This is a genomic window from Streptomyces sp. NPDC079141 (assembly GCF_040686775.1).
Classification (GTDB): Bacteria; Actinomycetota; Actinomycetes; order Streptomycetales; family Streptomycetaceae; genus Streptomyces.
Genome location: NZ_JBFBLP010000026.1, coordinates 12,047 through 33,938 on the forward strand (window position 1 = coordinate 12,047; position 21,892 = coordinate 33,938).

General features: G+C 71.8%; 17 protein-coding genes and 1 pseudogene. 6 read left to right on the forward strand and 12 right to left on the reverse strand.

All coding sequences use genetic code 11. The features are described from left to right. Positions 1–2: 2 nt before the first annotated feature. Both AB0Q90_RS39830 and AB0Q90_RS39835 read right to left on the reverse strand, forming a co-directional pair. Positions 3–5,999, reverse strand: coding sequence for a beta-ketoacyl synthase N-terminal-like domain-containing protein (locus tag AB0Q90_RS39830; protein ID WP_363164952.1), 5,997 nt, complete (start codon positions 5,997–5,999; stop codon positions 3–5). Further along, positions 5,992–6,285: an acyl carrier protein gene (locus AB0Q90_RS39835; protein WP_363164953.1), complete on the reverse strand. Its 294-nt coding sequence runs from the start codon at positions 6,283–6,285 to the stop codon at positions 5,992–5,994. The genes AB0Q90_RS39830 and AB0Q90_RS39835 overlap by 8 nt, the downstream gene beginning before the upstream one ends. A 346-nt stretch (positions 6,286–6,631) precedes the next feature. On the opposite strand from AB0Q90_RS39835, the gene AB0Q90_RS39840 reads away from it, so the two are divergent. The 3 genes from AB0Q90_RS39840 to AB0Q90_RS39850 all read left to right on the forward strand — a co-directional run bounded on the left by AB0Q90_RS39840 (position 6,632) and on the right by AB0Q90_RS39850 (position 9,121). After that, complete coding sequence (locus AB0Q90_RS39840) at positions 6,632–7,393, forward strand: alpha/beta fold hydrolase (RefSeq protein ID WP_363164954.1); 762 nt, start codon at positions 6,632–6,634, stop codon at positions 7,391–7,393. 83 nt (positions 7,394–7,476) lie between these two features. Continuing rightward, entirely contained in the window at positions 7,477–7,752 is a 276-nt protein-coding gene (locus AB0Q90_RS39845; protein ID WP_093719755.1) for a hypothetical protein, read from the forward strand. A gap of 25 nt (positions 7,753–7,777) precedes the next feature. Beyond that, the gene (locus AB0Q90_RS39850) at positions 7,778–9,121 is read left to right on the forward strand and encodes an NAD(P)/FAD-dependent oxidoreductase (protein WP_363164955.1); all 1,344 of its coding nucleotides are present in this window, start codon (positions 7,778–7,780) and stop codon (positions 9,119–9,121) included. 128 nt (positions 9,122–9,249) lie between these two features. Here AB0Q90_RS39850 and AB0Q90_RS39855 read toward each other — a convergent pair whose 3' ends face one another. The 10 genes and pseudogenes from AB0Q90_RS39855 to AB0Q90_RS39900 all read right to left on the reverse strand — a co-directional run bounded on the left by AB0Q90_RS39855 (position 9,250) and on the right by AB0Q90_RS39900 (position 18,523). Continuing rightward, positions 9,250–9,522: an acyl carrier protein gene (locus AB0Q90_RS39855; protein WP_363164956.1), complete on the reverse strand. Its 273-nt coding sequence runs from the start codon at positions 9,520–9,522 to the stop codon at positions 9,250–9,252. Positions 9,523–9,600: 78 nt separating this feature from the next. Next, positions 9,601–10,419, reverse strand: a complete 819-nt coding sequence (locus AB0Q90_RS39860; RefSeq protein WP_363164957.1) for a 4'-phosphopantetheinyl transferase superfamily protein — start codon at positions 10,417–10,419, stop codon at positions 9,601–9,603. Further along, a complete protein-coding gene (locus AB0Q90_RS39865) occupies positions 10,419–10,721 on the reverse strand; it encodes an acyl carrier protein (protein WP_363164958.1) in 303 nt (100 codons plus the stop codon). Before AB0Q90_RS39865 ends, AB0Q90_RS39860 begins: the two co-directional genes overlap by 1 nt. Positions 10,722–10,738: 17 nt before the next feature. Beyond that, positions 10,739–12,415: an acyl-CoA dehydrogenase gene (locus AB0Q90_RS39870; protein WP_363164959.1), complete on the reverse strand. Its 1,677-nt coding sequence runs from the start codon at positions 12,413–12,415 to the stop codon at positions 10,739–10,741. A gap of 204 nt (positions 12,416–12,619) precedes the next feature. Then, the gene (locus AB0Q90_RS39875; RefSeq protein WP_363164960.1) at positions 12,620–13,648 is read right to left on the reverse strand and encodes an acyltransferase domain-containing protein; all 1,029 of its coding nucleotides are present in this window, start codon (positions 13,646–13,648) and stop codon (positions 12,620–12,622) included. 7 nt (positions 13,649–13,655) lie between these two features. Next, positions 13,656–14,216, reverse strand: coding sequence for an AfsR/SARP family transcriptional regulator (locus AB0Q90_RS39880; protein WP_363165028.1), 561 nt, complete (start codon positions 14,214–14,216; stop codon positions 13,656–13,658). A gap of 57 nt (positions 14,217–14,273) precedes the next feature. After that, a pseudogene (locus tag AB0Q90_RS39885) lies at positions 14,274–14,492 on the reverse strand (helix-turn-helix domain-containing protein); the annotation flags it as partial. A 112-nt stretch (positions 14,493–14,604) separates the two neighbouring features. Next, positions 14,605–16,308, reverse strand: a complete 1,704-nt coding sequence (locus AB0Q90_RS39890) for a fatty acyl-AMP ligase (protein ID WP_363164961.1) — start codon at positions 16,306–16,308, stop codon at positions 14,605–14,607. A 761-nt stretch (positions 16,309–17,069) separates the two neighbouring features. Further along, positions 17,070–17,954 (reverse strand): NAD(P)-dependent oxidoreductase, encoded by an 885-nt coding sequence (locus tag AB0Q90_RS39895; protein ID WP_363164962.1) that lies wholly within the window; start codon positions 17,952–17,954, stop codon positions 17,070–17,072. 35 nt (positions 17,955–17,989) lie between these two features. Then, positions 17,990–18,523 (reverse strand): SRPBCC domain-containing protein, encoded by a 534-nt coding sequence (locus AB0Q90_RS39900; RefSeq protein WP_363164963.1) that lies wholly within the window; start codon positions 18,521–18,523, stop codon positions 17,990–17,992. Between the two features lie 120 nt (positions 18,524–18,643). Between AB0Q90_RS39900 and AB0Q90_RS39905 the strand changes: the two genes are divergently transcribed. The 3 genes from AB0Q90_RS39905 (at position 18,644) to AB0Q90_RS39915 (ending at position 21,767) form a co-directional block, all read left to right on the forward strand. Then, a complete protein-coding gene (locus AB0Q90_RS39905; protein ID WP_363164964.1) occupies positions 18,644–19,558 on the forward strand; it encodes a LysR family transcriptional regulator in 915 nt (304 codons plus the stop codon). An 84-nt stretch (positions 19,559–19,642) separates the two neighbouring features. Continuing rightward, on the forward strand, positions 19,643–20,848 hold the full coding sequence (locus AB0Q90_RS39910) for an FAD-dependent oxidoreductase (protein ID WP_363164965.1): 1,206 nt from the start codon (positions 19,643–19,645) through the stop codon (positions 20,846–20,848). Positions 20,849–20,870: 22 nt separating this feature from the next. Continuing rightward, positions 20,871–21,767 (forward strand): RNA polymerase sigma-70 factor, encoded by an 897-nt coding sequence (locus tag AB0Q90_RS39915; RefSeq protein WP_363164966.1) that lies wholly within the window; start codon positions 20,871–20,873, stop codon positions 21,765–21,767. The last annotated feature ends 125 nt before the right edge of the window (positions 21,768–21,892 follow it).

Genomic DNA, 21,892 nt, shown 5'->3' on the forward strand with positions numbered 1-21,892 from the left:
GGTCAGTCTCCCTCGGTCAACAGGGCTTCGGACGACGCCAGGGCGCCGTCGAGACGGCTCAGCAGGGCGTCGTCGTCGAGGTCTTCGAGGTCCTCGGCCGGCTCTTCCGGCTCGACGGCCTCGGCCGGTTCGGCCAGTTCCTGCGGTTCGTTCAGCACCTCGTCGACGACGAAGCGCGCGAAGGAAGCGACGTTGGGGCACTCGAACACAACCGTGCCCGGCAGTTCGACGCCCAGCTCCCGCTCGGCCCGCTGCTTGAGGTCCTGCGAGAGGACCGAGTCCATGCCGAGGTCGAAGAAGCCCTGGTCGGGCGCGACATCGGCGTCCTCGCCCAGCACCTGGGCGACGAGGGTGAGCAGCAGGTCGACCAGCCGTTCCTCACGGCGGTCCGGCGGCAACTGGAGCAGTTCGGCCGCGAGCGCACCGGTGGGCTCCGCCGCCACGGCCTCGGCGACGGCGGGCTGCTCCGGCTCCTGCCGGGGCTCCACGGAGTACGGGGTGTCCACCCAGTAGGCCTTGCGCTGCCACGGGTAGGCGGGCAGCGGCACCGGGCGGCGCGGGCCGGGCACCAGCCGGTCCCAGTCGACGGCGACGCCGTTGGCGTGCAGTCCGCCGGCCAGCTCCAGCAGTTCGACCGGGCCGATGTAGGCCTTCTCGACGCCACTGGGCTGGCGCTTGCGCGGCGCGGTCAGCTGCGCCGGGGCAAGCTCCCCGGGCTCCGCCGCCGCGTCCAGGGCGGCGCCGAGCATGCGGATCGCGCGGCTTCCGGTGCCGATGTCGAGCAGCACGTCCAGGCCTGCCGCGGCGACCTCGCCGGCCAGCGAGGCCCAGCCGTCGGCGGCCGAGTGACGGGGCAGTTCGGCCTCGTCGGTCGACGCCGGGACGGGCACGCCGGCCGCGAGCAGCCGGACCGCGTTGACGAGCGTGAGGTCGCCCGCGACCACGGCGGCCGCGTACTCGCCGATGTCCCAGCCGACGACCGCGTCCGGCTGTACGCCGAGCGCCCGCCACAGGGCGGTGGTGGCCAGCTGGCCGGCGAACACCTCGCCCGCGTGCTCCACACTGCCCGCGTGCACCGGGCCCTCGGGTTCCCCGAGCTCCTCGCGCAGGGCGGCGCGCGCCTCGGCCAGCACGGCCCGGTAGGCCTCCGCGCCCGCCGGGTCGCCGGCCAGGACTTCCTCGGCCGGGGTCAGGTCGGCGGGGGTGCGGCCGTAGACGAACATCACCGTCGCCTCGTCGCGGGCCTTCACCGGGCGGGCCCGGTCCAGCGCGCGGACGAGTTCGTCGCGGGTGCGGCCGACGGCGGTGACGCGGTGCGCGAGGTGGGCGCGGCGGGCGCCGGAGGTCCAGCACAGGTCGGCGAGTTCACTCTCGTCGGCCGCGAGGATCCGCCCGCGCATCCGCTGCACGGCGGCGGTCAGCGCGTCCGGCGTCGCCGCCGACACGGTGAGCACACAGGGCCGTGCGGGCCGGCCGGCCGGCGGTGCCGGCTGCTCCGGGGCCTCCTGGACCAGGACATGGGCGTTGGTGCCGGTGAAGCCGAACGCGCTGATGCCCGCGATCCGGGGCCGTTCACCGCGCGGCCACGGCACGGGTTCCCCGGCCACGTCCAACGGCAGCCGGTCCCAGTCGAGTTGGCGGGTCGGCGTGGTCAGGTGCAGCTGGGCGGGGATGCTCTGCCGGCCGAGCGCCAGCACCGTCTTGATCAGGCCGGTGACCCCGGCCGCGGCCTCCAGATGGCCGACGTTGGTCTTGACCGACCCCACGACGAGCGGCTGGTCGGATGGGCGTCCGGTCCCCAACGCCCCGGCGAGCGCACGCAGTTCGACGGCGTCGCCGAGCCGCGTGCCGGTGCCGTGCGCCTCGACGTACGACACCTCGTGCGGGGCGATGCCCGCGTTCTCCAGCGCGGTACGGATGACCTCTTCCTGGGCGGTGCCGCTGGGCACGGTGAACCCGCCGCTGGCCCCGTCCTGGTTGACCGCGCTGCCGCGGATGATCGCGTACACGCGGTCACCATCCCGCACGGCGGTCGAGAGTTTCTTGAGTATCACCACACCGGCGCCCTCGCCTCGGCCGTAGCCGTCGGCCGAGTCGTCGAACGTCTTGCACCGCCCGTCCGGGGCGAGCGCCCCGGCCGCCCCCATGGAGAGGAAGACCGTCGGGGTGGCCATGACGTTCACACCGCCCGCCAGCGCCAGCTTGCTCTCCCCCGCGCGCAGGCTCTGGCAGGCCAGGTGCACGGCGGTGAGGGAGGAGGAGCAGGCGGTGTCCACGGCGATGCTCGGACCGCGCAGTCCCAGGAAGTACGAGATGCGCCCGGCGGTCGCGCTGAAGGAGTTGCCGGTGCCGTAGTACAGGTCGACGTCGGACTCGCGGCGGGTCACCAGCTGCTGGTAGTCGGTGGTGTTGAGACCGACGAACACACCGGTGCGGGTGCCGCTCATCCGGTCAGCCGGGACTCCGGCGTCCTCCAGCGCCTCCCAGGCCACCTCAAGGAACAGCCGCTGCTGCGGGTCCATGGTGCGGGCCTCGCGGGGCGAGATCCGGAAGAAGGAGTTGTCGAACCCGTCGACCTCGCCGAGGAAGGACCCCCGCGCGGGTACGCCGTCCAGGGCGGCGGCGTCCCAGCGCTGCACGGGAACATCCCCGCTGGCGTCGACACCCGCGTCGAGCAGCCGCCAGAAGTCCTCGGGCCCGGCGACCCCGCCGGGCAGCCGGCACCCGATACCGATGACGGCGATGGGCTCCAACTCGTAGTCGGGCAGGGGCGGTTCCTTAGAAGCCCCGGGTTCAGTAGCGCCCCGAAGGGGCGCGGGGAACTGCGCGACCGGCCCAGACGGCGCCGCACTGGACGAATCACCGGTCGAGGCACTCTCCTCGGCAGCCGGCGGAGCCACCGGCTCCTCCGGAGTCAACGTCATGATGTAGTCCGTAAATCCATCAATCGTGCCGTGCGCCAGCGCATCCGCACCGTCCACCACGACCCGCAGCTCCTGCGCCACCCGCCGGGCGAACTCCGCGACGGAGATCGAGTCGATCCCCAGCTCGAAGAAGCCCCGGGTGCGCGGCAGCCGCTTGCGCGGACCGTGACCGAGCACCTTGGCCAGCATGTTGTGGACGGTGACGGCGACATGCTCACGGTCGAAGACGACCGTCGCGGGCGCCTCGGCGGGCGCCTTCGCAGCGACCGGAGCCGGCTCGGGGGCCACAGCGACCGCCACAGGAGCCGGAGCCGCAGCCGGAGCCGCGGCAGGCGCCGCAGCAGGCGCCTCCGCACTCGCCCCCAGCTCCGCAACCACCCGCCCCGCGGAGTCCACCAGCCGCACCTCGGCCCGCAGGCCGTCCAGGTCCGCCGCGGGCCCCGCGCCCTGCTCACCGCGCTCGACGCCCTCCAGCCAGTACCGCTCGTCCGCCCAGCGGTGCGGCGGCAGTGTCACCGGCGCCACCGGAGCACCGTGCACGGCGGCCCAGTCGACGGCGATGCCCGACTCGTGCAGCGTGGCCCGGGAGCGGGCCAGCATCGTCGGTCCGTCCTGAGCGCGGTACAGCGAGGAGACGACCGGGCCCCGCCGCTCGCGGTGGGCCAGCGCCGACTGGAGCGGACGGGCCAGCACGGGGTGTGCGCCGATCTCGACGAACGCCGTCTCGCCGTCGGCCAGCAGCGCGTCGACGACGGGCCACAGCCGCACCGGCTCCCGGATGTTGGCGCTCCAGTAGGCGGCGTCGAGCGGCACCGGGTCACCGGGCACCGCGGTCGACAGGAACGGGATCGTGGGCTCACTTGGCGTCAGATCCCGCAGCAGGTCGGCGAGTTCGTCGGCGTAGGGCTGCATCAGCGGGGAGTGGAAGGCGTAGTCGACCGGGAGCTCGACCACGTTCGCGCCGGCCTCGGCCAGTTCGCGCACCGCGGCTTCCACGGCCGGCTTGGGGCCGGCGATGACGACGGAGGCGGGCCCGTTCTCGGTGGCGACGCACACCTCGGGGTGGCGTGCGGCGAGCCGCTCGCGGACCTGGTCGGCGCCTAGCTCGACGTTGGCCATGCGGCCGGTGCCGGCGGCGCGGTGCATCAGCCGCCCGCGGTGGGCGACGAGCCGTACCGCGTCGGCGAGTTCGAGCGCCCCGGCGATGTGCGCGGCGGCGACCTCGCCCATGCTGTGGCCGATCACCGCGTCGGGGCTGACGCCCCAGGACTGCCACAGCCGGGCGAGGGCGACCTGAACGGCGAACACCGCGGGCTGGGCCACGTCGGTGGCCCGTACCCGGGCGGGGTTCGGGTCGCGCAGGACGTCGTACAGGGACCAGCCGGCCTCGGCGCGCAGCAGTTCGTCGCAGGCGTCGAGGGTCTCGCGGACCACGGGTTCGGTCTCGGCCAGGTCCAGTCCCATGCGCGGCCACTGCGAGCCCTGGCCGGAGAAGACATAGACGACCTTGGGTGCGACGTCCGCGGCCCGGCTGCCCTCGGCCTCGGCGAGCGCCGCGGTCAGTTCGGCGGCGTCCTTGCCGACGACGGCGATCCGGTGCTTGAGGTGGGAGCGGCGTACCGCGGAGGCGGCGGCGACCGGTCCGACCGGGTCGGCGAGCGCGCCGCGGTAGTCGGCGGCCAGCTGCCGCAGCCCGTCGGCCGTGGTGGCGGAGACGAGCAGGGTGTGCGGGCCGCCGGTCTCGACGGCCTCCGGCCGCGGCACGCTGCCGAGCACCACGTGGGCGTTGGTCCCGGACAGCCCGAAGGCGCTGACACCGGCGGTCAGCGTCTCGTCCGTGTCCGGCAGGGTGACGTGGTTCACCGGGACGAGCGTCCCGGACGACTCCCAGTCGATCATCGGCGCCGGGTAGACGTGGTGGATCTGCCCCGGAACCGTGCGGTGCCGCAGCACCAGCATCGTCTTGAGCAGTCCCGCGATTCCGGCGGCGGAGTCCATGTGGCCGAAGTGCGCCTTGTGGGAGCCGACGAGCAGCGGCTTTTCGGCGGGCCGGGTGCGGCCGATCACCTCGGTGAGCGCGGAGATCTCCAGCGGGTCCCCGAGGGGGGTGCCGGTGCCGTGCGCCTCGACGAAGACCGGCTCCTCGGGCGCGACGGAGGCCGACTTCAGCGCCGCACGCAACAGGTCCTGCTGGGCCAGGGCGTTGGGGGCGGTGAGTCCGGCGCTGCGTCCGTCCTGGTTGACGGCGGAGCCGCGGATGAGCCCGTGGATGCGGTCGTGGTCGCGCACGGCGTCGGCGTAGCGCTTGAGGACGACGACCCCGCAGCCCTCGCCGCGGACGATGCCGTCGGCGCGGGCGTCGAAGGGGCGGCACCGTCCGGTCGGGGACAGCGCCTGCACCTTGCCCATGAAGACGGAGAGTTCGGGGGCGACGATCACGTTCACGCCGCCCGCCAGCGCGGTGTCGGCCTCGCCGCTGCGCAGCGCCTGGCAGGCGAGGTGGACGGCGACGAGCGAGGAGGAGCAGGCGGTGTTGACGGTCATCGCGGGGCCGTGCAGCCCGAAGGTGTACGCGATGCGTCCGGCGGCGAAGCTGAACTCCTTGCCGGAGGCGAAGTACGGGTCGATGGCCTTGATACCGGAGGTCCGGGCGTGCAGCAGCAGGTAGTCGGAGCCGAGGATGCCCATGTGGACACTGGTCCGGCTGCCCTCCCAGCGCCCGCGCGGCACACCGGCGTCCTCCATGGCCTCCGAGCACACCTCCAGCAGCAGCCGCTGCTGCGGGTCCATGCCGCGGGCCTCGCGCGGGGAGACGCCGAAGTAGTCGGCGTCGAACCGGTCGATGTCGTCGAGGAAGCCACCCTCGCGGCAGTAGGTGGTGCCGGGCGTGCGCCGGTCGGGGTGGTGGAACTCGTCGCTCCAGCGGTCGCCGGGCACCGGCGTCACCACGTCCACGCCGTCCATCAGCACCCGCCACAGCCCGTCGAGGTCGCGCACGCCTCCGGGGAAGCGGCAACCGGCCCCGACGACGGCGATGTCGTCGGGGCGGGGCTCGTAGGGTCGGTTCTCAGCCATGGACCGCAGTTCCTCCCGTTGTGAGCTGATGCCGCCGGCCGGCCAGATATCCGGCCAGTGACCGGATCGTCGGATGCCGGACGAGGGCACGCGGGTCCACCTCGTCGCCGAGCCACTCCGCCAGGGCCGTGGCGATCACCAGGCTGTCCGCGGAGTCGATGTCGAACTCGTCGAAGCACAGGTGGACCGACACCATCGCCGGGGGCAGCAGGGTCCGTTGGGCAATCTGCTCCACCAGCCAGTTCTCCACCGCTTCGGGGGTGATCTCCCTCGCAGGTCCGCTCACCGTGGCACCTCTCATCCTCAAGTGCGGCCGAAAGCGACGGTAGGGAGACGGACTCAAGACGCCCTAGAGAGAACTGCATACGACGCCGCTCCGACCACCACAGGAAGGGCGTTACCGGAGGAAACCGGGCTCCAGCTCGAAGGGGCGAGCGCCTCGGTCCCGCCGCGCCCGGGTCTCTGGCCTGCCCGTCCGTCAATCCACCGGACGATGAATTCCAGCCAGCGCGGAACGGACTTCGGGCGTCCGCTCTCGAACCCCTGTCGACGGCGGCTTGAGCGGATCCTGTTGCGATCCCGGTCGAACCAGTCAGAGCCGACATCCGTCCGACCACGGAAGGAAGCACTCCGTGACCAGCGAACCAAGCCTTACGCTCTTCTGCCTGGCCCACGCCGGCGGCAGCGCGCATCCCTACATCCGTCTGGCGGCCGACCTGCCCGACCACATCAAGCTGATACCGCTCGAACTCCCCGGCCACGGAACCCGGGTGCGCGAACCCCTGCTGCACGGCCTGGCCCCGCTGATCGACGAGACGGTGCGGCTCGTCGAGGAGCAGCGGGACGGACCGTACGCGCTCTACGGCCACAGCTTCGGCGCGCTCCTCGGCTACGAGGCCGCCCGCGCCCTGACGAAGCTGGGCACCCCGCCCGAGCTGCTGCTGGTCTCCGGCCGCAACGGCCCCACCGAGCCGCTCTCCCACCGCCCGTTCCACCAGCTGCCCGACGACGGCTTCGTGCACGGGCTGCAGCGGATCGGCGGTCTGCCCGAGGCGCTGCTCGCCGAGCCGGAGCTCCTGAGGTTCTACCTGCCGGCCATCCGGGCCGACCTGAAGGTGGTGGAGACGTACACGCACGCGCCCGGTCCGCGGCTCACGGTGCCGATCGCCTCCTTCGCCGGGCGCAAGGACGTGCTGACCGACCCGGCGTCCGTGGCCGCCTGGTCCAGGGTCACCTCCGGCGTCTTCGACTTCACGCTGGTCGGCGCCGGCCACTTCTTCCTCCAGGAACCGGAGTTCAGGGCCGCGCTGTCCGCCCGGCTGACCCGGTTCGCGGAGCAGTCCCGGCGTTCTCCCGCGGCCCGTGGCGCGGCCACCCGAGCCGTTGCCGAGTGAGTCTCAACCGACACCGCCCAGCATCACCGGCTGTACGGCTCTTCTCCCCCCACACCTAAGTCCGAGACCAACAGGAGGCCCCAGTGGCGGCGCTGTCCCATGAAGAGATCCGTCGCAGGATCAGCGAGTACATCGAGCAGCAGTTCCTCGGTGAGAGCGAGGTGTCCGAGCTGACGGACGACACCCCGCTGCTGGAGTGGAGCGTCCTCACCTCCATGAACACCTCCCTGCTGCTCTCGTTCATCCGCACCGAGCTGGGGGTCGTCGTGCCCCCGACCCACATCACCGGCCGGAACTTCGCGAACCTGGCGGCCATCACGGACATGGTCCATTCCCTGGCCCCGCAGCCCGCTGCCTGAACCGACCGAAGGAAGAGAGAGCATCGTGGACGCACAATTCGACGTCGCAGTCATCGGCGGCGGCCCCGCGGGATCGACCGTGGCCTCGTACCTGGCCAAGGCCGGGCTGTCCGTCGCCGTGTTCGAGGCGGAGAACTTTCCTCGCGATCACGTCGGCGAGTCCCTGGTCCCGGCCACCACCCCGGTGCTCCTGGAGATAGGGGCCATGGAAAAGGTCGAGGCCGCCGGCTTCCCCAAGAAGTTCGGTGCCGCCTGGACCTCCGCCGAGGACCGCGACATCAACCACAACGGATTCCGCGGCCTGAACCACGACTTCCGCGCCGCCGAGGTCCTGTTCAGCGAGCGTGACCAGGAGGGCGTGGACCGCGACCACACCTTCCACGTCGACCGCAGCAAGTTCGACCACATCCTCCTCAAGCACGCCGAGGAGCTGGGCGCCAAGGTGTTCCAGGGCGTCCGGGTCGGCAAGGTCGACTTCGACGGCGAACTGCCGGTCGTGGAGGTGAAGGTCGGCTCCTCGTCGACGCACATCCCGGTGAAGATGGTCGTCGACGCCAGTGGCCGGCAGACCCGGCTGGGCAACCAGCTCAAGACCAAGGTCCCGGACCCGGTCTTCAACCAGTACGCGGTGCACACGTGGTTCGAGGGCCTCGACCGCAAGGCGCTCGCGGTCAACAAGGACCAGGCCGACTACATCTTCATCCACTTCCTCCCGGTCATCGACACCTGGGTGTGGCAGATCCCGATCACCGACACCATCACCTCGATCGGTGTCGTCAGCCAGAAGAAGCGCTTCCAGGAGTACGGCGGCGACCGCGAGAAGTACTTCTGGGACACCGTGGCCTCCCGCCCCGAGCTGCTGGACGTGCTCAAGAACTGCGACCAGGTCAAGCCCATGAAGACCGAGGGCGACTACAGCTACGGCATGAAGCAGATCGCCGGTGACAACTACGTCCTGATCGGCGACGCGGCCCGCTTCGTGGACCCGATCTTCTCTTCCGGCGTCTCCGTCGCGCTCAACAGCGCCCGGCTCGCTGCGAAGGACATCATCGCCGCCCACGAGGCCGGCGACTTCAAGCACGAGCGCTTCGCCGCCTACGAGAACAAGCTCCGCAAGGCGGTGGGCTACTGGCACCGCTTCATCGAGGCCTACTACCGCCTCAACATCCTGTTCACCGCGTTCGTCCAGGACGACCGCTACCGGCTGGACATCCTCAAGATGCTCCAGGGCGACGTCTACGACGACGAGGAGCCCAAGGCCCTCTCCGCGATGTGGGAGATCATCGAGGCCGTGGAGAGCGACCCCACCCACCTGTGGCGGCCGTACCTCGGCAGCCTGAGGTCCCCCACAGCCGCGCCCAGCTTCTGACCGACCCCGGCCCTCCCCCAGCTGGGAGAGTCAGAGTCCTGGAGCGCACCAGCCGGCCGCGCCCCTTCCCCGGAACTTCGGGAAGGGACGCGGCCGGCACTGTTTTCGGCGCGCGGGGAAACGAGCCGTCACGCGGCGCGCGCGTGCGCCACGACCGTGAGCAGGGCCCGCGGGGTGGGAGCGTCGGCGACCACCGTGTCCGGCAGCATGACGCCGAACTCCCGTTTGATACGGCCGGTGACCTGAAGCAACGCCAGTGAGTCGTAGCCGAGTTCGAGGAACGGGGTGTCGACGACATCGTCGGCGTCGAGGTCTATGCCGTCCTTGACTCCGGCGCTCTCTTGGAGCAGCCGGAGCAGATCCGCGAGGGTGAAGCCGGCAGAGGTGTCCGACATGTCCATGGGTGTGCCTCCCTGAAGAGTGAGTAACCGAGGGATGAGGTCGTGCGGGAACGAGGGACGTCGCAGGGTCGTGCGGGCTCAGAGGCGGCCGAGTAACACCGTCAGCAGGCCCCGGTCGATGGTGGTGTCGGCGGCGGTGTCCGCCGCGGCGCCAAAGCCCTCGTCGCGCAGGGCGGCGCTCACCACGTAGTCGGACTCCAGGGCGTACGTGCCGAAGCTCCACTCCGGACCGGTGCCCGGTGAGCCGTCGGGCCGCTGGAGCCGGATCCGCGCGTCGTCGAGCGTGAAGCCGAACTCGGTGAACCGGAAGCGCAGCCCCTGGCCGATGGCCTTGCTGTACGCCTCCTTCAGCGTCCACAGCCGCACCAGGGCGCTGTTGCGCGTCTGTTCGGGCAGGGAGTCCAGCAGGTCGCGCTCGTGCGGCGTACAGGCCTGGAACTCCACACCGGTGCCCACCATCGGGCGCTCGGCGCGTTCCACGTCCACCCCGAGCAGGCCGCGCCGGGTGACACCGACGACCATGACCTCCTCGGTGTGGCTGAGACTGATGTCGATCTGGTCGCAGCCGCGCAGATACGGCCGTCCGCCCGGCTTGTACGCCAGCTCCACGGCCTCGGGGACGCTCGCGAGCACCCGGGCCGCGGTGTGCTTCAGCAGCAGCCGGGAGGCCAGGAAGCCCTCGCGCACCTTGCGGTGGGTCAGACGCTGGTAGCGGCCCCAGTCACGGGGGCCGAGCAGCGGGCGCAGAACCCTTTCTTCAGTCTCCTCGGGCAGCCAGTCGGCGACTCTGCCGTAGGTCACGACGGTGCCGCGCGCCGCCAGCGGCCGCAGGACCTCGTCCCAGGAGCCCTCGGGACCGGACACGAGCACGGGGGCCCCGGCGCCGGGAACGGCCATCAGACGCCTGCCTTCATCAGCCGGTCGCGCAGATAGGCGACGAGGGTGCCGACGGACTCCATGCTGTCGACCATGTCGGGCAGGGAGAGCACACCGAGCTCTGGAACGGCCTGCTCGACGCGGTACTTCAGCTGCATGATCAGGACCGAGTCGAAGCCCAGGTCCTCCCGCAGCAGCGAGTCCGTGCCGACCTCGGCCACCGGATCGTCGATGACCCGCCGCACTGCCTGGACCACCGCGGAGATCAGATCGCCGGCCGAGTCGGCGGCGTGTGTGTCGGCGGCGTGGGCACCGTGGCTCATGGGCCGTTTCCTTCCGGTCAGGACGCTTCGAGGTTCGTCTCGTACAGGTCGTAGGAGCGCCGCTGCTCGTAGCGTTCGAGGACCGCGTCGAAGAGCCGCTGCTCGACGGACTCGTGCGGGGCCTTCGGTACGTCGAGGCCCAGCAGGACGCCCAGCCGGTGCAGTGCCCCGGTGATCCACGCCGGGTCGGCGAGGAAGGTGCCGGGCCGGGCGTCCCGGTGCTCGCGCCAGACGCCGAGGCCGGCCGCGGCGGCGCAGACCAGGGCGTAGCGGTCGGTGAGGGCCAGGGTGTCCGGGGTGGACAGACCGGCGCCGGGCTCGATCTTGGCGAACCGCTCGCGCAGCTGGCGCAGTTCGCCGAGGAAGGCGGCGACGAGCTCGCCCAGGTCCCCGTCGACTCCGGCACAGGCCTGGAGGACCGGGACGACCGGGTCGGAGGTGCCCGCGGCGGTCAGCGCCCCGAGGTCGGCCGGGGGCAGGTCCTCCCAGGGCCGCAGCAGCGCGGCCGGCGGCTGGTCGTCCACCAGCCAGGAGTTCCGCGCCAGGTGCGGGAGCTGGGCGACCAGCATGGCCTGGCGGGCGGCGGTGCCCGCGTGCCCCTGGCCGAGCAGCGGCATGTCGCGCACCATGCGGCCGAACGCGCCGTAGCGGCCCTTGCCGTCGAAGTACGCCTCGCCCAGCACGGTCGACAGATCGTGCGCGGAGTCCTGGAGCAGCTTGGGCACGGTGTAGGCGGCGGCCGCCGCGCAGGCGCTGACCCGGTCGGGCAGCAGATGGATGCCGCGCGCGGCCGCGAGGGCGATGCTGTCGCTGATCAGCAGGTCCAGCAGGGCCCCGGTCAGCACCTCACGCCCGTACGGCGACCGCAGCGGGCCGTAGGGGTCCTCGTCCTTGTGCTCCACGGCGAACCGCACGGCCGTGCGCAGCATGGTGTCGGCGGCGGCGATGAGCACCGAGGGCAGCAGGGCACGAGTAACCACCGAGCAGCGCACGACCAGGGACATGCCCCGGCCCGGCTCGCCCACCACGGCCTCGTCCGGCACGGGGCAGTCGGTGAACTCCAGACCGCCGAACTCGGTGCCGTCCAGGCCCACCGTCCGGTACCGGTGCAGGGTGCGCAGCGCTCCCTCGGGCAGGATCTCGCGGTCGATCAGCAGGACCTCGTGCGTGCCGTCCTCGGTGCCGGCGACGACCGTCAGACCGCGCGCCCGCGCGTAGTTGCACACGGCGGTCTTGGAACCGTCGAGCCGCTGCCGGCCGTCGTTGCGGCGCAGCGCGAACTCGTCGCTCACGAAGACGTTGGCATGCGCGACGGCGGGCCGTGCGACGGCGATCCGCCCGCCGCCCAGCAGCAGCGCGGCGGTCCACTCACGCTGCGCGGTGTCCCCGGCGGTCCACACGGGGGTGGCGGCGAAGTAGCAGTTGAGCCCGTAGCCGAACCCGAGGGACAGATCCCGCCGGCAGGCAGGCCGTACGATGCGCCCGAGCCCGTCGATCCGCTCCAGCCGTCCGCCGTACTCGGCCGGCACGAACTCGGCACCGAACTCGCAGTCGTCCAGGGCCCGTTCGGCCCGCACGAGTTCCTCGCCCCGGATCGCACCGGACCCGAACGGGGCCAGCGCCCGCTCCAGCCCGTCCGTACGGCTCCGGATCCGCGCCTCGGCCGTGGTCGCACGCACTGCTGCTCGCTCCACCGGGTGTCACTCCTCGCGGTCCGTCGATCCGGTCCCCTCTCGTACGACCTGCCATCAACAGCACCCGCACGAGAACGAACCAAGCCTCGACGGTCCCACTCGATTCCTGGTGGACAGGGAGCAGTGGGCCGACCGGAGCCTTCAAGGTGCTGCCCGCACCGGCGTCGCCATGTGAGCCGCGAAGCCTGCGGGCAGCGCACACCCCTACCCGACCCCTCCACCCCGCGGCCGTAACCGCGCCACCTTCGCTCCCGTCCCCTCCCCCGCCCCCTCCCCGGAATCCCCCGGCTCAGGAGGCTCCCCCCGCTCCAGGCGGTCCAACTCCCGCCGGAACCGCTCCCGTTCCTCACGCGGCGCCCCGACGGGACCGTCGAGCAGCGACACCGCCTGATGCCCATGCCGTCGCGCCTGCACGGCAAGACCGTGCCCGGGCCCGGCCTCCGCGCAGAACACCGGGCCCACACTGCCCAGTTGCTCCACGACCGCATCCAGCAGCACCGGCCGCGAAGGCTGCAGCGCCCAGAACTCCGGATCAACGGCCTGCTCGGGCGAGAGCCGCCCACCCGCGCATCCGGACAGCAACGGCGTCTGCGGAGCCCCGAAGACCGCCGCCCGGAAGTCGGGCAGCGTTTCCCGGCAGGCTTCGGCGACCAGCGGCCCGTGCAGCCCCGCAGGCACCTCCACCCGCATCCATGTCAGCCCGGCCTTCTCCAGCTCCCGCTTGGTGGCCACAAGGCCGAACTCCGAAGCGGAGACCACGGTTTGACCGGGCCCGTTGCGGGCCGCGACCACCGCCCCGGGCCACAGACACGGTTCCACCGTCTCCGGCCCCGCGGCCACCGCAAGCGCCCCGCCGGCCGGGGCGCGGTCCAGCGCCTCGGCCTGCGCGACGACGAGCCGCACCGCGTCCGCGAGCGGGAGCACCCCGGTCTGGACAGCGGCGACGAGCTCGCCGACACTCTGACCGAGGATCGCGCCGGGGCGCAGTCCTCGATCCCGCACCGTCTCACTGAGCGCGTGGCAGACCGCGAACAGCAGCGGATGCACCTCGGCCATGGTGCGCAGCTTCGCACCCGAGGCCCAGAGCCCGAACAGCCGTCCCCCGTTGTCACCCAGCAGCTCCCGGACAGCGTCCATGGCCGAGGTGAAAGCGGGCTCGTGCCGGTACAGGCCGTAACCCATAGCGGGGTACTGCGCTCCCGCACCCGGCAGGAGCAACGCCGGCGGCGTCACGGATCCGTCAGTACCGGCCGGGCGCCCGCACTCTGAAGAGCGAGAGCGGCTGGTCCAGCCTGAGTTCGGAGGAGGAGTCGAGCAACGCCCCCTGCAAGGACTGGAGTTCGTAGCTGGGATCGAGCCCGAGCTCCCCGGCCAGCACGTCCCGCAGCCGCTGGTAGACCTCCAGCGCCGTGGTCCGGCGCCCGGCCCGGTACAGCGCGAGCATCAACTGCAGGTGAATGCCCTCGTGCAGCGGATGCCGGGCCGCGAGCCCGAACAGCTCACCGATGATCTCGTGGTGCCGCCCGAGGAGCAGGTCCGCCTCAATACGGCGGCACAGTATGCCCATTCGGGACTCCTCCAGGCGGGTCACCTCGACGTCCAGCACCCGCCCGCACTCCACGTCGGCCAGCGCCGGCCCGCGCCACAGCGACAGCGCCTTGCGGAACAGGTCCGCCGCCGCCTCGTAGTCCCCTTTCTCCAGTGCCCGATGACCGCCGCCGGAGAGCCGCTCGTACTCCCGTACGTCGACGGAACCGCCCTGAGTGTCGAGCAGATAGCCGCCGGGCTGGGTGACGAGCACACTTTTTGCCCCGAGAGGCATATCAGGCGATGGGCCTCCGATGGCGGAGGTGATAAGGTTCCGAAGTTGAAGTATGTACGTCTGTAGCGTCGTCGCGACGCTGGGCGGTGGGGTCTCGCCCCAGACCTCCTCCACCAGCATCCCGACGGAGACGGGACGGTCGGGATTGAGGGCCAGTACCGCAAGAACCTTACGTGGCTTGACCGCGGAAGGCACCACAGACTTGCCGCTCTGCATCAACCTGCACGCGCCGAGCACTTCGATGTCCATCGGCATCCTCTCTGTTGCCTGTATTTCGCTGCTTGCGTGAGCAGCGGGTGGTTCCGCACAGTGATCCGTTGATGACGTGATGGTCACGTGATAGTCCGGTGAGCGGCTCGACTCGAACTCAGCTCGGACTCAAGTCGGCCTCAAAGACGGGCACTTCGGGATACAGCGGTCGGATCCCGCCGTTCCGCAGGAGCCCGCGCATGGCCGACCGCTGCAACTTGCCACTGGTGGTACGCCGTACCACGCCCGGTCTCACCAGCAGGACGACGGCGTCGGGGATTCCGAACTCCCCGTCCAGATGGGTCCGTACGGCCTCGGCGAGCGACGGCAGTTCACCGTCGAGGAGGCCCGTCTCGCGTACTTCCTGGATCACGATGAGCCGGTTGCGCTCCGGCCCCGCGGTGACGGCTGCCGTCACCCCGAACAAGGGGTTCAGCGCCTGGACAGAGACCTCGATGTCCTCCGGGGCGACGTCGACACCGTTGACGACGACACCCTCCTTGAGCCTGCCGATGACGAACAGTTCGCCGCTCTCGTCCACGGCCCCCAGGTCGCCGCTACGCAAAAACGATCCTTCATGGCTGGAGGTCACCGCGCCGAAGAACTCCTCGGTCTCCGCACGACGGCGCCAGTAGCCCGGCGCGACGGTCTCGCCCCGGATCCATATCTCGCCCACCCGGCCCGGCTGGAGCACCTGCCGGGTCTCGGGGTCGACGATGCGCATCTCCGCTCCCCGGGGCCGCCCCACCCCGACCAGAGTCCGGCTGCGGGAGCCGGCCATCGGCTCGTCGAGCCGGCCCGCGGCCAGCGCCGCACTGTCCACCCGGCGGGATAAGGGCGGGCGCCCCGGGGCTCCGCCGGTGACGAGGAGCGTCGCCTCCGCGAGTCCGTACGCGGGATAGAACGCCTCGGGCCGGAACCCGGCGGGCGCGAACTTCCCGGCGAAGGAACGCAAGGTGGCCTCGCGGACCGGTTCGGCACCGTTGACCGCGACCTGCCAGGAGGTCAGGTCCAGCTTCTCGGCCTCCGCGTCCGACACATCGCGCACGCACATGTCGTACGCGAAGTCCGGGCCGCCGGACAGGGTGATGCCGTACTCCGCGATCATCTCCAGCCAGCTCAGCGGTCGTCGGATGAACGACCATGCGGGCATGAGCACCCCGCGGGCGCCGAGATGGAGGGGGTGCAGCAACTGCCCCACCAGGCCCATGTCGTGGTACGAGGGCAGCCAGCCGCCGATCACCGAGCGCTCGGACGTGCCCAGCGCGCGGGTGATGGCCTGCTGCCCCGCCAGCAGGTTCCGCTGGGTGATCAGGACGCCTTTGACCTGGGTCACGGAACCGGACGTGTACTGGACGAGGGCGAGGTCGTCGTCGTTCGGCGACGTCGGCCGCCAGTCCCCCGGATCCGGCAGGACCGCCCGGTCGGCCGCCAGGCACACCAGGTCGCTGCCCGCGAAGAGGCGGGAGAGCTCGGCGGCCACGGCGGAGTCGGCGAGCGCCAGCGAGACATCGGCGTCCTTGGCAATCGCCGTCAGGCGACGCGCGTTGCGCCCGCCGTCCAGCGGGGACGGACAGGGTACGGCGGTGGCTCCGGCGTAGAGACAGCCGAGCAGGGCCGCGACCTGGAGCGGGCCTTCGCAGTGCGGCAGCAGGACCCGCTGTCCGGTGCCGCCCTGCGACTGCACCCAGGCAGCCAACGAGCGTGCCTGCCGGTCGAGTTCGCCGTAGCTCAGGGACTGTACGGACGGCCCGGGGACGCCGTCTCTGGAGCGGGGGCCGACGAAGCAGAAGGCCTCGCGGGCCGGGTCCAACGCCTCCATGCGGCGCCGTAATGCGCCAAGAAAACCACCCATTGCGAACCGCCCCCGTTCGACTCAATGGCGCGAAACTAACCGCCGACACTCAAGGAACGCATGACCTCTCCTTGACCCCCGGACGGGTTCCGGTGCCTGAGTCCGCATCATAACGAGGGAAGATGGCGCTGCGGTACGGGTAATTCATGACGTGTTGAAGAATCGATCCGGTCGACTCCTGTCCGCGATGACGCCGCGCACCGCGCTGAACTTGGCAAGTAACGCTCGGAGGCGGCCGGTCCGGATCCTGACGGAAGTTTAAATTTCGCGAGAGGGCCGCGATCGAACCCCTCTTCGATCTCCACCGAGGGGCGGGACGGGGCCGAGAACCGAGCGAGCGACCCTTCAGAGGGGGGTTCGGCGGCCGGCCGTCGCGGGCCGGGGAAGCGTTCGGAATCAACATGCTTGCCCGTTCAAAGGGCTTAAAACCTACGGGAGTTGAACTCAAAACAAACACGGCGGGGCGGCCGCTCCGGGCGACCGCCCCTTCCCGCCACGCTCAGGCGGACGCTTGATCACTGTCCCTCATCGCGCCCCAGCCGTGCCGGCGCTCGACCTCGATCAAGGCACTCACCCGCGCCCGGACCCGGTCCGGACAGCACGCTGAGGGTCACTCGCGGGTCGCGACGCAAGTGCTTGAGGCGGCGCAGCAGTTACTGGGCCTCGTCGGGCAGGGGCGGCTTGGACATCTCCTCTCCTCTTCTGCTTGGCTCGGCTGCCGCTCGCCGTCAGCGCCCCTCGTCGAAGCTGGCGAAGTAGGCCGCCGCCATGTCCTCGTCGCCGTGGCCCTGGGCGGCGGCGCGCTCCAGGCGTTCGGCGCTCGCGGCGGCCACGTCCAGGCGGATGCCGTGGGCGGTGCCGGCCTCGACGATCAGCCGGGCGTCCTTCGCGGCGGTCGACACCGCGAACTGCGCGGGCGACAGCCGGTCTTCGAGCACCAGGCCCGACTTCACCCGCAGGTATCCCATGTCCAGCGGGCCGCCGCCGATGGCGTCGAAGAAGCTCTGCGGGTCCACGCCGAGCGCCTGCGCCAGGGCCAGCACCTCGCCCATCGCGTTGGTGGTCGCGATGACCCAGCTGTTGGCGACCAGCTTCAGCCGGGTGGCGCTGCCCTCGGCGCCGTCCTCGCCGGTCCACACGGTGCGGGCGCCGACCGCGTCGAGGACCGGCGTCACCTTCGGACGGCCCTCGACCGGTCCGGCGGCCAGCACGAGGAGCTGTCCGGCCTCGGCGGGCGCCCGGGTGCCGAGCACCGGGGCGTCGTAGAAGGCGAGTTCGTGCTCGCGGGCGAAGGCGGCCAGGTCGCCGATCGCCTCGATGCCGACAGTGGTGGACTGCACCCAGGCGGTGCCGGGGCGCAGTGCGGGTGCCGCCCGGCGCATGACCTCCAGGGCGGCGGGGCCGTCGTAGAGCATGGTCAGGACGGCGTCGGCGCCCTCGACCGCCTCGGCGGGGCTGTCGGCGACGAACACGCCCTCGGCGGCCAGCGGTTCGGCCTTGGCGCGCGAGCGGTTCCAGGCGCGGACGGTGTGTCCGGCCCCGGCGAGATTGCGGGCCATCGCGGCGCCCATGATGCCGGTGCCCAGGACGCTCACCGTGAGCTTCTCGGTCATGACGTCAACTTCCCTTTGCCTGCGTTTCGGTGGGGTCAGGAACCGATCTTGCCGGATCCGGATGCGGCGCGGACCAGGCCGTCCAGCCATGCCTGGTGGCCGTTGAGCATGGGGTTCGGGCGCTCGGCGGCCAGCGCGGCGGCCGGCCGGCCGATCTGCGTCTCCTGGGTCAGGATGCGCACCCGGCCACCGGGCAGGTCCTCGACCAGCCAGGCGTGCAGTACGTCGAGCCGCTCCTGCGGGGTGCCGTCCTGCCGTGCGGTCCAGGAGAGCCGGCCCGGGACTCCGTCCGCGGGCGCCTGGAACTCGACGACGTGCGCGTCCAGCGGCGGGAAGCCGAAGGTGCCGAAGGCGAAGGCGATGCCGTCCTTCAGCTCGGGGCCGCCACCCTGCGGGAAGGAGATGTCGGCGACGTTGTCGTAGTACGACTCCCAGGCGGAGGTGTCGGTCAGGAAGTGCCAGACGCGGGCGGCGGCAACACCCTGGACGATCACCTCGTTGGAGACGAAGTTGTCGCCGGTGCCGGGCAGGTACTTCTCGGGCCAGTTGATCGCGTTCTGCGTGGTCATGGGGGTGATTTCTTTCTGGGGACGGCTTCGACGGTAGGCCCGCCTGTCATCTGAGAACCAATAGGAAGGCCGATCTCCGCCATCGGAACTCCGATATGAGCGGCCGCTACGCTGGAGCCCATGACGGACCGGACGACTCTCGCCGCACAGCTCCCCGCGCACGCGGACCTGAACCTGCTGCGCACGTTCCTGGCCGTGTACCGCTCGGGCTCCTTCACGGCGGCGGCGCCGCGGCTGGGGCTGTCCCAGCCGACCGTGACCGCCCAGATCCGCACCCTGGAGCAGCAGACCGGGCGGGAGCTGTTCACCCGGCTGCCGCGCGGCGTGGAGCCCACCCCGTACGCCCATGAACTTGCCGGGCACCTCGCCGCGCCGCTGGACGTCCTGGCCGGCCTGGAGGACACCGGCACCGCGGCCGCGCCCGTGCACCTGGCCGGCCCCTCGGAGCTGCTGTGCGTACGGGTCCTGCCCGCGCTGGTCCCGCTCGTCGCCGACGGCGTCCAGCTGCGCGTCGCCCAGGGCCTGCCGGAGCCGCTGCTGGAGGAGATGCGGGCGGGCAGGCACGACTTGGTGATCGCCACCCGGCGGCCGCGCGGCCGCGCCCTGGCGTCGGCGCCGCTCGCCGACGAGGAGTACCTGCTGGTGGCGAACCCCGTCTGGGCCGAGCGCGTGGAGCGGGCCGACGACCTGTGCGCGGCGCTGCGCGAGGTCCCGATGGTGACCTACGCGGAGGACCTGCCGATCCTGCGCCGCTACTGGCGCACGGTGTTCGGCAAGCAGCTCACCGCCCGCGCCGCGGTGACCGTGCCCAACCTGTACGCGGTGCTGTCGGCGGTCAACGCGGGCGCCGGTTTCAGCGTGCTGCCCCGCTCCCTGTGCCAGGAGTACCTGGACTCCGGCCGCCTTGCCCTCCTGCACGCTCCGGAGGAGCCCCCGCTGAACACCCTGTTCCTGGTCCAGCGCCCCGGCGCCGACACCAACCCCGACGTCCTGCGCGTCCGCGACCGACTGCGGGAGGCCGCCCGGGACTGGTAGCCGAAGTGATCCGGGTCACATGCTGTCACGGCGGTCGAGGGGCCGGTGTCTTGAGGTCGAACCCCTGACAACGGAGGAGACATCATGGACCGGAACACCGCGGTGCTCGTGATCGGCGGCGGATACGCCGGAGTCATGGCCGCCAACCGCCTCACGCAGCGCGCCGATGTGACCGTGACCCTGATCAACCCGCGCCCGGACTTCGTCGAGCGGATCCGGCTGCACCAGCTGGTGGGCGGGTCCGACGACGCGGTCGTCGCCTACCGGGAGGTCCTGAACGACGGCGTCCGGCTGACGGTCGGCACGGTGGCGCGGATCGACGCGGCCGAACGCTCCGTGACCCTGGAGAGCGGCGGCACGCTGGACTACGACTACCTGATCTACGCCGTGGGCAGCGGCAGCACCGACCTGAACGTCCCCGGCGCGGACGCGTTCGCCCACCCGATCTCCACCTACGAGGAGGCACAGCGGCTGCGGACGGCCCTCGACGCCGCGCCCGCCTCGGCCGCGGTGACGGTCGTCGGCGCCGGTCCGGCCGGTATCGAGACCGCCACCGAGCTGGCCGAGGAGGGCCGCGCCGTGACCCTGGTCTGCGGCGGGGTGCTCGGCCCGTATCTGCACCCGCGGGGCCGGCGCTCGGTCGCCCGGCGGATGGCCGAGCTCGGGGTGACCGTCGTGGACGGCCCCGGCACCAAGGTGACCGAGGTGACCCGCGACGCCGTGCGGCTCGCCGACGGCCGTACGCTGCCGAGCGGGGTGACCGTCTGGACCGTCGGCTTCAGCGTGCCGGACCTGGCCGTGCGCAGCGGGCTGAGCACCGACGCCCTGGGCCGCCTGCTCACGGACGAGACGCTGACCAGCGTCGACGACGAGCACATCGTCGCGGCCGGCGACTCGGCGGCGCCGTCGGACCTGCCGCTGCGGATGAGCTGCCAGGCCGCGATGCCCATGGGCGCACGGGCCGCCGACACGGTCCTCAGCCGGATCGCGGGCGAGCGGCCCTCGGCCCTCAACCAGGTGTTCGCCGGCCAGTGCATCAGCCTGGGCCGCCGCGCCGGCATCTTCCAGTTCGCCCACCGGTACGACGTGGCGGTGGGGTTCCACATCGGCGGCCGTACCGGTGCGAAGGTGAAGGAGTTCGTGTGCCAGGGCATCGTCAAGCACCTGGCCGGCGAGGCGGGCAAGCCCGGTTCGTACCGCCTGCACAACGTCTCGGGAGGCCCCCGGCGCCAGGAGCTGCTGGCGGCGCGGCGCGGCGGCACGCAGGCCACGACCGGATCAGCGGCCTAGACGACGTACGAGGGGCGCCGACATGAGCGACCGCACCACCGACCCGGCGACCGCGACCTTCGTCGCCCATCGCAACCTGCTCTTCACCGTCGCCTACGAGATGCTCGGCTCGGCCGCCGACGCCGAGGACGTCCTGCAGGAGACCTGGCTGCGCTGGGTCGGGGTCGACCTGGCCCAGGTGCGCGACCAGCGCGCGTACCTGGTCCGGATCACCACCCGCCAGTCACTCAACCGCCTGCGCGCCATGGCGCGCCGCAAGGAGTCGTACGTGGGCCCCTGGCTCCCCGAGCCGCTGCTCACCACCCCCGACGTGGCCGAGGACGTCGAACTCGCCGAGAGCATGTCGATGGCGCTGATGCTGGTCCTGGAAACCCTGTCACCGACCGAGCGCGCCGTCTTCGTCCTGCGTGAGGTCTTCGACATCGACTACGAGGACATCGCCGCCGCGGTCGACAAGAGCCCCGCGGCCGTCCGCCAGATCGCCCACCGCGCCCGCAAGCACGTCGACGCCCGCCGCCCCCGCCAGTCGGTCTCCCTCAGCACCACACGGGCGGCCCTGGAGTCGTTCCGGCAGGCGATCGAGACGGGCGACCCGCAGGGCCTCCTCGACGTACTCGCCCCGGAGGTCGTCCTGGTGAGCGACGGCGGCGGCGTCAAACAGGCCTCCCCCCGCCCGATCGCCGGCGCCGACAAGGTGACCCGCTTCATGCTCGGCGGCCTCGGCAAACTCGACCGCCCGATCACCGTCACCCCCACCGTCGTCAACGGCAGCCCGGCCCTGCTCGTCCACCTGGACGGCGAACTCGACGGCGTCCTGGCCCTCCACGTCGAGGACGCCCGCATCGCGGGCCTGTACTACGTGCGCAACCCCGAGAAGCTGACGCATGTGGCTTCGGAGAATCCGATCGGTCTGGGCTGAGCGAGGGGCCCGGCTCCCGTGGTGCGGCCCGCACGGCAACACGGCAGCAGTCCTGGGAGTTTCCTGAGAGACCGGCCCAGGTTGTGGCGGTCCACGCCCCCGCGACCTGCGGCGTGCGGTCGACG

Excerpts from the sequence above, each read along its gene's own strand:
- AB0Q90_RS39830 (WP_363164952.1), bottom strand. The coding sequence starts at position 5,999 with ATGGCTGAGAACCGACCCTACGAGCCCCGCCCCGACGACATCGCCGTC.
- AB0Q90_RS39855 (WP_363164956.1), bottom strand. The coding sequence starts at position 9,522 with ATGGACATGTCGGACACCTCTGCCGGCTTCACCCTCGCGGATCTGCTC.
- AB0Q90_RS39860 (WP_363164957.1), bottom strand. The coding sequence starts at position 10,419 with ATGGCCGTTCCCGGCGCCGGGGCCCCCGTGCTCGTGTCCGGTCCCGAG.
- AB0Q90_RS39865 (WP_363164958.1), bottom strand. The coding sequence starts at position 10,721 with ATGAGCCACGGTGCCCACGCCGCCGACACACACGCCGCCGACTCGGCC.
- AB0Q90_RS39890 (WP_363164961.1), bottom strand. The coding sequence starts at position 16,308 with ATGGAGGCGTTGGACCCGGCCCGCGAGGCCTTCTGCTTCGTCGGCCCC.
- AB0Q90_RS39895 (WP_363164962.1), bottom strand. The coding sequence starts at position 17,954 with ATGACCGAGAAGCTCACGGTGAGCGTCCTGGGCACCGGCATCATGGGC.
- AB0Q90_RS39900 (WP_363164963.1), bottom strand. The coding sequence starts at position 18,523 with ATGACCACGCAGAACGCGATCAACTGGCCCGAGAAGTACCTGCCCGGC.
- AB0Q90_RS39905 (WP_363164964.1), top strand. The coding sequence starts at position 18,644 with ATGACGGACCGGACGACTCTCGCCGCACAGCTCCCCGCGCACGCGGAC.
- AB0Q90_RS39910 (WP_363164965.1), top strand. The coding sequence starts at position 19,643 with ATGGACCGGAACACCGCGGTGCTCGTGATCGGCGGCGGATACGCCGGA.
- AB0Q90_RS39915 (WP_363164966.1), top strand. The coding sequence starts at position 20,871 with ATGAGCGACCGCACCACCGACCCGGCGACCGCGACCTTCGTCGCCCAT.